The organism is Asanoa sp. NPDC049573 (assembly GCF_040676615.1).
GTDB lineage: Bacteria > Actinomycetota > Actinomycetes > Mycobacteriales > Micromonosporaceae > Asanoa.
Genome location: NZ_JBFAPI010000009.1, coordinates 105,105 through 118,146, shown reverse-complemented (window position 1 = coordinate 118,146; position 13,042 = coordinate 105,105). Strand labels below are relative to the sequence as shown.

Here is a 13,042-nt window from a genome sequence, read left to right as displayed (position 1 = left end):
TGCTCAGTCCTCGCTGGGCGGGCGGGGCCGGTTGCGCGGGAGCCGCAACACCTCGAACTGGTCGGTGCCCTCCAGCAGCGCCGCCGACGGCCGGCTCGGGTCCGGGTCGGCGGTGCGCTGCAACGGCGAGCCGGCCGGCGTCGCGACCTGGTTGGGTGCGATGTCGTCGAAGGTCTTGTGGCCGTTGGACGACGGGCTCGGTGCCGGGGCCACACCGGCCCGGCGCAGCCGGAACCGCTCCTTGGTGCCCTCGACCATCGTGTAGAGCGTCGGCACCAGCACCAGCGTCAGCAGCGTCGAGGTGACCAGGCCGCCGATCACGACCACGGCCAGCGGCTGCGAGATGAACCCGCCCTCGCCGGTCAGGCCGAGCGCCATCGGCAGCAGCGCGAAGATCGTCGCCACCGCGGTCATCAGGATCGGCCGCAGCCGGCGCCGGCCGCCCTCGACCACCGCGTCCCGGACGCTCATACCCTGGTCGCGGTATTGGTTGATCAGGTCCATCAGGACGATCGCGTTGGTGACCACGATGCCGACCAGCATCAGCATGCCGATCAGCGCCGGCACGCCCAGCGGGGTGCCGGTCAGCAGCAGCAGGCCGAGCGCGCCGGTCGCCGCGAACGGCACCGAGACCAACAGGATCAGCGGCTGCACCAGGCTGCGGAAGGTGGCCACCATGATCACGAAGACGATCGCGATGGCCGCCAGCACCGCCATGATCAGCTTGCGGAACGCGTCGGCCTGGTCGGCGCTGACACCGCCGACCTCCCAGGTCGCGCCGTCCTTGAGGGTCAGCCCGCCGAGCTTCGCCTTGAGCGCCTTGGTCGTCGCGCCGAGGTTGGACCCGGTGGCCGTGCCGGTCACCGTGACGCTGCGGTCGCCGTCGATCCGGTCGATCGCCAGCGGGCCCTCGACGGTCTGCACCTGCGCGACCTGGCCCAGCGTCAGCGGCCCGTTCCACTTCATCGGGCCGACCGGCAGCGCGCGCAGTTCCTCCACGGTGGTCGGCGGGGTGCCGGTCTGCAGCACGACGTCGACCCGCTGGCCGTCGACGGTGACCTGGCCGAGCGGCGCGCCCCGCATCGCGGCGGCGACGATCTGGCCCACCGACTGGTCCGTCAGCCCGTAGGCGGCGGCCATCGACCGGTCGAGCGTGACGTCGAAGCGGGTGGAGCTGTCGGCCAGCCCGCTCTGCACGTCGGCCACGTCGGGCGTGTCCGCCATCGCGGCGCGCACCTGCTCGGCGGCCGCCGCGAGGGCGTCCTGGTCGGCGGCCCGGACCACGACCGCGAGCTGGTTGGTATCCGAGTTGCCCTGGCCGAAGGTGAACTCGCCGGCGTTGCTCAGCTTGCCGAACTCGTCGCGCAGGGTCGCTTCCACGTCCTTGGACTCGACGCCCTCGCGCAGGGTCAGCGAGTAGCTGGCCGTGCGACCGCCGGCCGCGCCTTCCCACGGCAGCCCCGAACCGCCGGCGCTGACCTGGTAGGACTCGATGCCGTCGGTGCGGCCGAGGATCGCCTCGACCTGGCCTGCGGCCTGGTCGGTCTGCGCGAGGCCGCTGCCGACCGGCAGCTCCTGCTGGATCGCCAGGCTGTTGCCGCCGCTGTCGTCCAGGAAGTTGGTTTCCAGTCGGGTGCCGAGCGCGAACGTGCCGATCAGCACCAGCAGGCCGATGGCCACCGTGGTCCAGCGGCGGGCCGTCGCGAACCGGATCACCGGCAGGTAGGCCTTCTGCAGCTTGTTGTCGCGCTCCTTGGCCTCGGCCTCGGCGCGGACCCGCTCCTCGTCGGCGCCGGTGCCGGCCGGCCGCAGGAACCAGTAGGCCAGCACCGGGATCACGGTCAGCGAGACCAGCAGCGAGGCGAGCAGCGCGACCGTGACGGTGATGGCGAACGGCGCGAAGAGCTGCCCGACGAAGCCGCCGACCAGCGCGATCGGCGCGAACACGGCGACCGTGGTCAGCGTGGAGGCCGTCACGGCGCCGGCGACCTCGCGTACGCCGGTGAGGATCGCGGTGCGCTTGTTCTCGCCGTACCCGAGATGTCGTTTGATGTTTTCCAGCACGACGATCGAGTCGTCGACCACCCGGCCCACGGCGATCGTCAGCGCGCCGAGCGTGAGCAGGTTGAGCGAGTAGTCGCCCAGGTAGAGCACGATCAGCGCGACCAGCACCGACAGCGGGATCGACACCGCGGTGACCAGTGTGGAGCGCACCGAGAGCAGGAAGACCAGGATCACGATCACGGCCATCAAGAGGCCGAGCAGGCCCTCGGTGGTCAGGCTGTCGATCGACTTCTCGACGAACGGCGCCTGGTCGAACACGACGGTCAGATCCGAGTTGACCGTGGTGCCGAGGTCGGCGAGCTTGTCGTTGACCTGGTGGGAGATCTCGACGGCGTTGCTGTCGGGCGTTCCGAAGACCTCGATGCCCAGGCTCGCGGTGCCGTTGGTGCGGGTGAACGAGGTCGCCGGCGCCAGGTCTTCGACCACGTCGGTGACGTCGCCGAGCTTCGCCGGCGGGGTGCCGGTCGCGGCGGGCAGGTAGATGCCCTTGAGCTTGTCGAGCGAGTCGATCTGGCCGCCGGTCTGCACCGCGTAGGTCTTGCCGGCGTCGGTGATCGAGCCGGCCGGGATCGTCACGCCGTTGGCCTGCAACGCCGCCGGGATCGAAGCCGGGCTCACCTTCGCCGCGGCCAGCTTCGCCGGGTTCGGCGTGATCTTGACGATCGGGTCGCGGGCGCCGGAGACGTTGACCGTGCGGACGCCGTCGATCCCCTCCAGCTCCGGCACCACCTGGGTGCGCAGCCGGTCGGCCAGCGCGCGCTCGTCGTCGCGGATGGTCGCGGCGAGCACCAGCACCGGCAGGTCGTCGGTGCTGCCGGCGAACACCGTCGGGTCGACGTTGTCGGGCAGCTGCGGGCGGATCCGGTTGATCGCCGTCTGCATCTGGTTGACGGCGTTGTCGAGGTCGGTGCCGAACTCGTAGGAGACCTGGACGGTCGCCGAGCCCTCGCGGCTGGTCGAGTTGACCTTGTCGAGCCCGTCGATGCCCTGGATGCTGTTTTCCAGCGGCTCGGTGACCTGCTGCTCGACCACCTCCGGCGAGGCGCCGGGATAGGTCGCGATGATGAACGCGCCCGGGAACTCCAGCGAGGGCAGGAGCTGCTGCTTGAGCTGGGGCAGGGTGAAGACGCCGAACAGCGTGATGACCACCGCGATCAGCGCCACGAGACCCCGGTTGGCAAGACTGAGCCGGGCGAGTAGCGACATGCGGAAGATTTTGGCGTAGCCCTCTGTGCGCCCTCCGCGCGGGGTGCGAGGGAAAGCCTCAGGCGAGATCTAACGCACGGGCTGCGAGCAACACGTCGTTTCGGATGGTGATGGGGGAAGGTGCGGTGGAAATGGCCCATTCGGGGTCTTTGAGGCCGTGCCCGGTGACCGTGCAGACCACCGTCGCGCCGCGCGGGATCAGCCCGGCGGCGGCGCTCTGCAGCAGGCCGGCGACGCTGGCGGCGCTGCCCAACTCGACGAACACGCCGACCTCGCGGGCCAGCATCCGGTAGGCGGCCAGGATCTCCCGGTCGGTCACCGCGTCGATCCGCCCGCCCGACTCGTCGCGGGCGTCGACGGCCTTGGTCCAGCTCGCCGGGTTGCCGATCCGGATCGCGGTGGCGATCGTCGACGGCTCACGGACCACGCTGCCGGTCACGATCGGTGCGGCTCCAGAAGCCTGAAAACCGAACATCCTGGGTGTACGGGTGGCCCGCCCGGCCGCCGCGTCTTCCCCGTAGCCCATCCAGTAGGCGGCGATGTTGCCGGCGTTGCCGACCGGCAGGCAATGGATCTCCGGGGCGTCGCCGAGCGCCTCGACGATCTCGAACGCGGCCGTCTTCTGGCCGTGCAGCCGGTCGACGTTGACCGAGTTGACCAGCGCGACCGGGTATTCCACCGCCAGCTTGGAGGCGAGCCCGAGGCAGTCGTCGAAGTTGCCGCTGACCTGCAGGAGCTTGGCGCCGTGGACCAGGGCCTGTGCGAGCTTGCCGAGCGCGATCTTGCCCTGCGGGACCAGCACCGCGCAGGTCAGCCCCGCCCGGGCGGCGTACGCCGCCGCGGACGCGCTGGTGTTGCCGGTGGAGGCGCAGATGATCGCCTTGTTGCCGGCCTCGACCGCCCGGGAGACGGCCACCGTCATGCCGCGGTCCTTGAAGGAGCCGGTCGGGTTGGCGCCCTCGACCTTGAGGAACACCTCGGCACCGGTACGCGAGGAGAGCACCGGTGCCGGCAGCAGCGGCGTGTTGCCCTCGTGGAGCGTGACGACCGGGGTGGCGTCGGTGACCGGCAGCCGGTCCCGGTAGGCGTCGATCAGTCCCCGCCACATGGCGATCTCCCTGGCTCTGAAGCGTTGCGGCCAGCGTAGGCACACGCTTAGTGATCTCCGCAACCGGATAGGTCCGTTCCAGCGGTCGGGACGCCCTGCTCAGAGCCGCACGGTGACGTTGCCGCGGTGCTTGCCGGCGAGCAGGTCGACGAATGCGGCCGGCACGCTTCGCAGCCCGCCGTCCACGATGGTGTGCGGGTAGGTGAAGCGGCCCTCGGCGAAGTCCGGCCGACCGTCGTGGTAGGCGGTTGCCGAGCTCCTCGACCACGAAGTCGACCTTCGCCCGGCTCGCGGCGCTGCCGATGACGGTGACCGCGCGGCGGCAGCGGCGATCTGGCCGGCGAGCGGGCCGACACGGCCGGCTGCGCCGGACACGAGGACCACGGTCGCGCTCCCGGGCCACCCCCGCACCCGCCCCATGCCCCTGCGCGGGTAAATCTAGTAAAATTGCTGCTATAGCCGCACTTCTTTACCTAGATCTCGCGAGGCGAGCCGACACCCGGCGTGTCGGGAGCGACACGCCAGACGCAGCCTCCACCAACCCAAGCCGCGCCTCGCGCGAAGCCCTCCATCGGGAGCGGGCGCCAGAACGCCGAGGACGCCCCAACAGCGACCCACCGGGCCGCGGTCAGGCGCCACCCAAGGCGCAGGTCAACCCGCGATGTTCGCTGGGCCGACGGGTCAGGCGCCGCCCTCGACGCGCAGGACGCTGGCGATGGCGCGGACGAACTCGAGGCCGCGCAACTCCTCCACGGTCGCGGCCAGGGCCGCGTCGGGGGCGCCGTGGGTGACGATCACCAGCACGGCATCGTCGCCGCGGCCGGATTGGCGGACCGTGGCGATCGAGACGTCGTGTTTGGCGAAGATGCCGGCCACCGTGGCCAGGACGCCGGCGCGGTCGGCTACGTCGAGGCTGACGTGGTAGCGGGTGACGGCCTCACCCATCGGGCGGATCGGCAGCGCCGCGTAGGCCGACTCACTGGCCGCCCGGGTGCCGGCCAAATGGTTGCGGGCCACCGCGACCAGGTCGCCGAGCACCGCGCTGGCAGTTGGCGCGCCGCCGGCGCCGCGGCCGTAGAACATCAGTTGGCCGGCCGCCTCGGCCTCGACGAAGACCGCGTTGAAGGCGTCGCCGACGCTGGCCAGCGGGTGGCTGCGCGGGATCATCGCGGGGTGCACCCGCACGCTGACCGACGGGCGGCCGTCGTTGTCGAGGGCCCGGGTGGCGATGCAGAGCAGCTTGATCGTGCAGCCCATCTGCTTGGCGCTGGCCACGTCGCGGGCGCTGACCGCGGTGATCCCCTCCCGGTAGACGTCGGCCGCGCCGACCCGGGTGTGGAACGCCAACGACGCCAGGATCGACGCCTTCGCGGCCGCGTCGAAGCCCTCGACGTCGGCCGTCGGGTCGGCTTCGGCGTAGCCAAGCTCGGTCGCCTCTTCGAGCGCCTCCTCGAAGCCGGCGCCGGTCTCGTCCATCGCCGAGAGGATGAAGTTGGTGGTGCCGTTGACGATGCCGGTGACCCGGGTGATCGTGTCGCCGTGCAACGACTCGCGCAGCGGACGCAGCAGCGGGATCGCGCCCGCGACGGCCGCCTCGTAGTAGAGGTCGGCCGCGCCCTCGGTCGCCGCGTCGTGCAGCGTGCCGCCGTCTTCGGCGAGCAGCGCCTTGTTGGCGGTGACCACGCTCTTGCCGGCGCGCAGCGCCTCGACCAGCCAGGTGCGGGCCGGCTCGATGCCGCCGACGACCTCGACCACCACGTCGACGTCTTCGCGCTTGACCAGGCCGAGCGCGTCGGTCGTGAACAGCGCCGGGTCGACCGGCAGGTCACCGCGGTCGCGCCCGGGCCGCCGCACGGCGATGCCGACGATCTCGATCGGCGCGCCGATCCGCGCGGTCAGGTCAGCGGCCTGCTCGTGCAGCAGGCGCACGACCTCGGCACCGACGGTGCCGCAACCGAGCAACGCGACACGAACACTCTTACTCATCCCACATCCAATGCGAGGAGGTCGGCTTCGGTCTCCCGCCGGACGATCACCCGTGCCTCGCCGCCGCGGACGGCGACCACCGGTGGCCGGGGCACGTGGTTGTAGTTGCTGGCCATGCTCCGGCAGTAGGCGCCGGTGCCGGGCACGGCGAGAAGATCTCCGGGCTGCACGTCAGCGGGCAGGAATTCATCCTTCACCACGATGTCCCCGGACTCACAATGTTTTCCCACCACCCGGGCAAGGATCGGGTCGGCGGTCGACGCCCGCCCGGCGAGCGTGGCTGAGTAGGACGCGTCGTACAACGCGGTCCGGATGTTGTCGCTCATCCCCCCGTCGACGCTGACGTAGGTGCGCAAGCCGTCGACGTCTTTGACGGTGCCGACCTCGTAGAGCGTGAACATCGCGGGACCGACGATGGCCCGGCCGGGCTCGATCGACAGCTTCGGCGTGGCCAGGTCGAGCGCCGCGCACTCGTCGTCGACGATCTTGATCATTCGCTCGGCCAGGTCGGCGGGCGACGACGGGTCGTCCTGGGTGGTGTAGGCGATGCCGAAGCCGCCACCGAGGTCGATCTCGGGCAACTCGACGCCGCGCGCGTCGCGGATCTGCGCCTGCAGCGCGAGCACCCGCCGGGCGGAGACCTCGAACCCGCTGGCGTCGAAGATCTGCGAGCCGATGTGCGAGTGCAACCCCCGCAGGTCGAGCACGTCGTCGTCGAGGATCTTGCTCACCGCTTTGAACGCCGCTCCACCGCCGACCGAGAAGCCGAACTTCTGGTCCTCGTGCGCGGTGGCGATGAACTCGTGGGTGTGCGCCTCGACGCCGACGGTCACCCGTACCAGAACGGGTTGGCGAATGTTCTTCTCGCGCGCGAGCGCCGTCAGCCGGTCGATCTCGTCGAACGAGTCGACGATGATCCGCCCCACGCCGGCGTCGAGCGCCCGCGACAGCTCGGACACCGATTTGTTGTTGCCGTGGAAGCCGATCCGCTCGGGCGGCATCCCGGCCGAGAGCGCGGTGGCCAGTTCGCCGCCGGTGCAGACGTCGAGGAACAGGCCCTCCTCGTTGATCGCGCGCACCACCGCCCGGCAGAGGAACGCCTTGCCGGCGTAGTAGATGTCGTGCCCGGCGAACGCGGCCCTGAAGTCGCGGGCCCGGGACCTAAGATCATCTTCATCGAGTACGTAGGCCGGCGTGCCGAATTCGGCCCGGAGCCGCTCGACGCCGAGGCCCCCGACGGTCAACACGCCCTCGGCGTCGCGGGTCACCCCGCGCGGCCACAGTTGCGGAACCAAGGCGTTGACATCATCGGGGGTACGCAGCCAGGCAGGGCCTTGGCCGAAGTCCCCGTGCAGCGCGCCAGCTTCGTGCGCCCTCATATCCGGTGTTACATCCGTTCTGGTGCGGTCACGCCGAGCAGGCCGAGCCCATTGGCGATCACTGTGCGGGTGGCGTCGTTGAGCCACAGCCGCGCGCGGTGCGTGTCGGTGATCTCCTCGTCGCCCCGGGGCAGAACCCGGCAGTTGTCGTAGAACCGGTGGTAGGCACCGGCCAGGTCCTCGAGGTAGCGCGCCACCCGGTGTGGCTCGCGCAGCTCGGCCGCGGTGGCGACCACCGCCGGGTAGTCACCCAGCGACTTGAGCAGGTCGAGTTCCTTCTCGTGGTCGAGCAGCTCGGGGTGGAAGGCCTCGCCGGAGCCGCGGGTCAGCCCGACGTCGGCGGCGTTGCGGGCCACGCTCGCGGTGCGGGCGGCCACGTACTGCACGTAGTAGACGGGGTTGTCCCTTGTGGACCGCGTCCAGAGGTCGACGTCGATGTCGATCGGCGAGTCGATGGAGAACCGGGCCAGCGCGTAACGCGCGGCGTCGACACCGATCTTCTCGACCAGGTCTTCGAGGGTCAGCGTGGTGCCGGCGCGCTTGGACATGCGCAGCGCCTCGCCGTTTTCGAGCAGGTTGACCAACTGTCCGATGAGGATTTCCAGGTTGCTGTCGGGGTCGTCACCGAAACACGCCGACATGGCCCGCATCCGGCCGACGTAGCCGTGGTGGTCGGCGCCGAGCATGATGACCACCCGGTCGAAGCCACGCTCACGCTTGTCGAGGTAGTAGGCGCAGTCACCAGCGAAATAGGTCCAGTCGCCGTCGGACTTGCGCAGCACCCGGTCTTTGTCGTCGCCGAAGTCGGTGGTGCGCAGCCAGACCGCGCCGTCGGCCTCGAAGACGTGCCCCTCGGCCCGCAGCCGCTCCAGCGCCAGGTCGAGCTCGCCCTTGTCGTGCATCTGCTTCTCGTTGAAGTAGACGTCGAAGTGCACGCCGAAATCGGCGAGCGAACTCTTGATCTCGTCGAACATGATGGCGACGCCGGCGACCCGGAACGTCTCCAGGCTCTCCGGCTCGAGCGCGGTCAGCGCCTCCGGGTGCAACTCGACAACGGTGCCGGCGATCTCACCGATGTAGGCGCCCCGGTAACCGTCTTCCGGCGCCGGCTCCCCCTTCGCCGCGGCCCGCAACGACCGGGCGAACCGGTCGATCTGCGAGCCGGCGTCGTTGAAGTAGTACTCGGTGGTCACCTCGGCGCCGGTGGCCCGCAGCAGCCGGCTCAGCGCGTCGCCGACCGCGGCCCAGCGGACGCCGCCGATGTGCACCGGCCCGGTCGGGTTGGCCGAGACGAACTCCAGGTTGACCCGCTGGCCCGCAGAGCGCTCACTGTGCCCGTAGGCCTCTCCCGCCTCGACAACCTCGCGGGCCAACTGGCCGGCGGCGGCGGCGTCGAGTCGGATGTTGAGGAAGCCGGGCCCGGCGATCTCTACCGATTTGATACCTGACGCGCGGCCGAGCTGCTCGGCGAGCTCCGCGGCCAGCTCCCGCGGCGGCACGCCGATCTTCTTCGCGAGCTGTAGTGCCAGCGTGGCGGCATAGTCGCCGTGCTCGGGGTTGCGGGGTCGCTCGACCGTCACCGTCTCGGGCAGCGCGGACTGATCGAGTCCGCGGGCGGAGAACACGGTGCGGGCGGCGGCGAGCACGACCTCGGCGAGCTTGGCGGGAGTCACTGATCCATGCTAGCGGGGGTAGACTCTGTCACTCGGTGGCGACCCTGCGCGCCCGATGATGCATCCCCCCATCACCGACCGACCTGACGAGGCACCATGAGCATCAGCACTCCGGCCGGCGACTCGAGCCGTCAGACCGCGCCACCCGCAGCCAAGAAGGCCACGGCCGGCGCGGGGCGACCCCCGTCCGCGCGTGGTGGTGGCGGCCGTCCCAGCGGTGGGGCCCGCCCGGGTGGCGGTGGCCGTCCCCGCAAGCCGGTCACTCCGGTCAAGGTCAGCCAGGGCCGCAGCTGGGGCCCGATCGCGCTGTTCGCGGCCGTCGGCGTGATCGCCGTCGCGATCATCGGGTACGGCGTCTACGCCGTCACCGTCGGCCCGAAGACCTGGCAGGACAAGGCCGACGGGATCTCCGGCATCGCCAACTTCCGCAAGTCCGACCCCAAGCTGGTCGACACCCGTTCGCACAAGAGCGGCTCGATCCAATACCCGCAGTCGCCGCCGGTCGCCGGTGACCACAACGTGAGCTGGCAGAACTGCATGGGCGACGTCTACGACGCGCAGATCGCCAACGAGAACGCGGTGCACAGCCTCGAGCACGGCGCGGTCTGGGTCACCTATCGGCCTGACCTGCCCAAGGATCAGGTCGCGGCGCTCGCATCCAAGGTCCAGGGTCAGGAGTTCACCATGATGAGCCCCTTCCCGGGGCTCGACAAGCCGATCTCGCTCCAGGCCTGGGGCTACCAGCTCAAGGTCGACAACGCGAGCGACAAGCGGATCGACGAGTTCATCCGCGCTCTGCGGACCAACGCCACCATGGAACCCGGCGTCGGCTGCTCGGGCGGCGTGACCGCGACCGGGACGACCCCCCGGGAGCTCCAGCAGCCTCAAGGACAGTGACCAATGAGCACGACGTACGACGATCCCGTGGTTGATGGTGTCGAGTCCCAACCGACCGCGCCACGGGGCCGGCGGCCGCTGACCATCGCGGCCGCCGTCGTCGCCGCCGTGCTCGTGCTCGTCGCGGTCTTCGGCGCGGGGTGGTTCGCGCATTCGCGCAGCCACCCCGGCGACGACTCGGTCGAGGCCGGCTTCGCCCGCGACATGTCGACCCACCACGCCCAGGCGGTGGAGATGTCGATGCTGGCGCTCGACAAGAGCACCCAGCCCGACCTGCGCCTGCTGGCCGGCGAGATCGTCCAGGCGCAGCAGGCCCAGATCGGCATGATGCAGACCTGGCTGCGCGAGTGGGGGCTCGAGCCGACCGGGCACCAGCCGCGGATGAGCTGGATGAAAGACGGCGCCAGCCTGATGAAGAACGGGCTCATGCCCGGCATGGCCAGCCCGGAAGACATGACGAAGCTGCGCAACGCGACCGGCGCCGAGTTCGACCAGCTCTACCTGCACCTGATGCAACAGCACCACCTGGGCGGCATCCACATGGTCGAGGGCGTCGTCGGTGTCTCCCACGACGACGACGTCACCTGGCTGGCCCAGGCGATGGCCAACAACCAGCGCGCCGAACTCGAGTTCATCCAGCAGATCCTCACCAAGATCGGCGCTTAGCGTAATTTGTCCGTTACTCCCTGTGCCGGTCGTCGTTGACTGCACATGGGGGCACTTCTCGACCCGCGCAGCTCGGCGCTGAGTTGGTGCCGACGCGAGCGCATCGGTGGCGACGGCGCACTGGCCGCCGGCCCACGCGCAGGGCGGGTGGTCACACTCACCCGCCTGCAAGAACTTAACCTGATCGATACGATCCGCAGCCGTTTTCCCGCCGATCACAACCTGCCCGGTGATCTCTGGACCCGCCGCTCCGTTGCCTCTCTGGCGGCGGGCCTGTCCGGGTCTCCCCTGTCACACGCCCGGGTGAATCGCCTGCTGTCCGCCTGGGGCGCGGTTTCGCGTGACCCGGCGGAGCGTGCCTGCCCAATGTGCGCGGGCGCGGTGGCCCGCTGGATGACGACGGCCTACCCGGTGATCGCCGAAACAGCGGCCGCCCACCGCGCCGACCTGCACTGGATCGGCCGTACCCGGTTGTGCGGCGTCACCCCCGCCGCCGACGTCATCACCTCGGTCGCGGGCCCACCGGGCCGGGTCCGGATCAGCTTCATGATCGCTCCCGGCGGTCCGATGGCGATGCTCCCGCGCGAGTTCCTCTCACGCCTGAGCCGCGGCCGCACCGTCCACGCGATCGTCGACGGCTCCTGGGCCACCTGGCAGCTACCGCGCCGATTGATCCACCGGGTGGTGATCCATCCGATGCCCAACTGCGAGCGGCCTTAGACGGGGTCGCGGCGGTTTCGGAGGCCGACAAGGGCGACGCCCGCGGCGATCAGCCCGACGCCGATCAGCAGCACGCTACCGACGGCCATGCCGGTTGCCGGTGGGTCGGTGCCGCCGTTGCCTCCGCCGGTGCCGGGTACTGACGATCCGGCGCTGGGCACGATGGCGGTGGCGGTCGGCAGCACCATCGGATCGTCCCGCCGTGCCCCTTGGCGGGCCGCGTGATGCATGGCTGACCGCTCGGCTCCGACGACCGCCGCCTTGACGGCGACGCCGACGATGGCGTCGTGGATCACCGCGGGCCCGGTCGGCGCCGGCGCGAGCTGCGGCTTCTGCGGTGGTGCGGTGCGGAGGGTCTGCCTTTCGACCGTCAACGACCCCTCTGGGTCGGGCCGTGGGATCACCACGCTGGCGGTCCTGGCCGGCAACGGCGCGCCGGCCGACCGGCTCGGGGGCGGCGGGACCCGCGTCGGCCGTGGCTCGGCCGCCGCCGTGGTTGGCCGGGCCGCGCTCAGCGCCACCGTGGCTGGCTGGGCCGCGACCAGCGTCAGCGTGGTCGGCGGGGTGGCGCCCGGCTGCACCCTTGGCGGCTGGGCGGGACCCGGCGCCGTGTCTGTCTGGGCCGCGCTTGGCACCGGGACGCCGGCTGGTTGATCAGCCCAGGCCGGCCACACACCGCCCATGAGGGCGGCAACCACCGCCGCAGCAGCGAGTGCAAGCGCGGGCCGCCAACGCATGATCCCCCAGCCTCCGTAGTTGCCCGGACGACACATGCTTCTCGGCGGCTGACATCCGGCGCATCCACTGAAGAGACAGCTTCCACCGCAGCTCGGACCCCGGATACGGCACCTGACGGGTGCCTCCGCGCGCCACCGGTCGGATCCCTGGTACTCTTTCTCGGTCGCTGAGCCCCCGTAGCTCAGGGGATAGAGCACCGCCCTCCGGAGGCGGGGGCGCAGGTTCGAATCCTGCCGGGGGCACATAATAAAACTGTGCAAGTCCGATTCGTCGGCCGCCGCATCTTCTCTCCGTACCGGACCGGGTTAGCGCTCACTAGCGGTCCCGACGTGTGCGGTGGTCGTAGTGGATATCCACGCGGAATGCGTCGAGCAATCGCCCGGCAGCCCGCCGCCAGTAGGTGAAGGTCGATCTGGACCAGCGGCCGCAGCAGGGTTCAGCAACGAACATGGTCGTTGGGTGGGGCCGGGCTGCGGCGTGGTAGTCAGCCAGCTCGATCCTCGCCAGAAGTGCCGCCGTCCGGACCCGCCGCAGTCATTCCGCACCGCGATCTCGGTCGTTGACAGCAAGAACATGCCGCGTTACGTAACCGATCATCCGGTCTC

10 protein-coding genes and 1 tRNA gene are annotated in these 13,042 nt (G+C 70.5%); 4 read left to right on the top strand and 7 right to left on the bottom strand.

Translation table 11 applies throughout. The annotated features are described in order from the left end of the window. Positions 1-3 precede the first annotated feature (3 nt). The 6 genes from AB0J74_RS21265 to argS all read right to left on the bottom strand — a co-directional run bounded on the left by AB0J74_RS21265 (position 4) and on the right by argS (position 9,416). Positions 4-3,270 carry an efflux RND transporter permease subunit gene (locus AB0J74_RS21265; protein WP_363450399.1) on the bottom strand — a complete coding sequence of 1,089 codons (3,267 nt, stop codon included), beginning with the start codon at positions 3,268-3,270 and terminating at the stop codon, positions 4-6. A 58-nt stretch (positions 3,271-3,328) separates the two neighbouring features. Beyond that, positions 3,329-4,378, bottom strand: a complete 1,050-nt coding sequence (gene thrC, locus AB0J74_RS21260) for a threonine synthase (RefSeq protein WP_363450397.1) — start codon at positions 4,376-4,378, stop codon at positions 3,329-3,331. A 99-nt stretch (positions 4,379-4,477) separates the two neighbouring features. After that, the gene (locus AB0J74_RS21255; protein WP_363450395.1) at positions 4,478-4,753 is read right to left on the bottom strand and encodes a hypothetical protein; all 276 of its coding nucleotides are present in this window, start codon (positions 4,751-4,753) and stop codon (positions 4,478-4,480) included. Positions 4,754-5,059: 306 nt separating this feature from the next. Next, complete coding sequence (locus AB0J74_RS21250) at positions 5,060-6,364, bottom strand: homoserine dehydrogenase (RefSeq protein ID WP_363450393.1); 1,305 nt, start codon at positions 6,362-6,364, stop codon at positions 5,060-5,062. Continuing rightward, positions 6,361-7,743 carry a diaminopimelate decarboxylase gene (gene lysA, locus AB0J74_RS21245; protein ID WP_363450391.1) on the bottom strand — a complete coding sequence of 461 codons (1,383 nt, stop codon included), beginning with the start codon at positions 7,741-7,743 and terminating at the stop codon, positions 6,361-6,363. Before lysA ends, AB0J74_RS21250 begins: the two co-directional genes overlap by 4 nt. Before the next feature lie 8 nt (positions 7,744-7,751). Continuing rightward, complete coding sequence (gene argS, locus AB0J74_RS21240; RefSeq protein ID WP_363450389.1) at positions 7,752-9,416, bottom strand: arginine--tRNA ligase; 1,665 nt, start codon at positions 9,414-9,416, stop codon at positions 7,752-7,754. Between the two features lie 96 nt (positions 9,417-9,512). On the opposite strand from argS, the gene AB0J74_RS21235 reads away from it, so the two are divergent. The 3 genes from AB0J74_RS21235 (at position 9,513) to AB0J74_RS21225 (ending at position 11,699) form a co-directional block, all read left to right on the top strand. After that, positions 9,513-10,313, top strand: a complete 801-nt coding sequence (locus tag AB0J74_RS21235) for a DUF3105 domain-containing protein (protein WP_363450387.1) — start codon at positions 9,513-9,515, stop codon at positions 10,311-10,313. 3 nt (positions 10,314-10,316) lie between these two features. Continuing rightward, positions 10,317-10,979, top strand: coding sequence for a DUF305 domain-containing protein (locus AB0J74_RS21230; RefSeq protein WP_363450385.1), 663 nt, complete (start codon positions 10,317-10,319; stop codon positions 10,977-10,979). 393 nt (positions 10,980-11,372) lie between these two features. Next, complete coding sequence (locus AB0J74_RS21225) at positions 11,373-11,699, top strand: hypothetical protein (protein ID WP_363450383.1); 327 nt, start codon at positions 11,373-11,375, stop codon at positions 11,697-11,699. Here AB0J74_RS21225 and AB0J74_RS21220 read toward each other — a convergent pair. Then, positions 11,696-12,280 carry a hypothetical protein gene (locus AB0J74_RS21220; protein WP_363450381.1) on the bottom strand — a complete coding sequence of 195 codons (585 nt, stop codon included), beginning with the start codon at positions 12,278-12,280 and terminating at the stop codon, positions 11,696-11,698. The two genes, AB0J74_RS21225 and AB0J74_RS21220, sit on opposite strands and share 4 nt — an antisense overlap. Positions 12,281-12,607: 327 nt before the next feature. On the opposite strand from AB0J74_RS21220, the gene AB0J74_RS21215 reads away from it, so the two are divergent. Continuing rightward, positions 12,608-12,679, top strand: a tRNA-Arg gene (locus AB0J74_RS21215). The last annotated feature ends 363 nt before the right edge of the window (positions 12,680-13,042 follow it).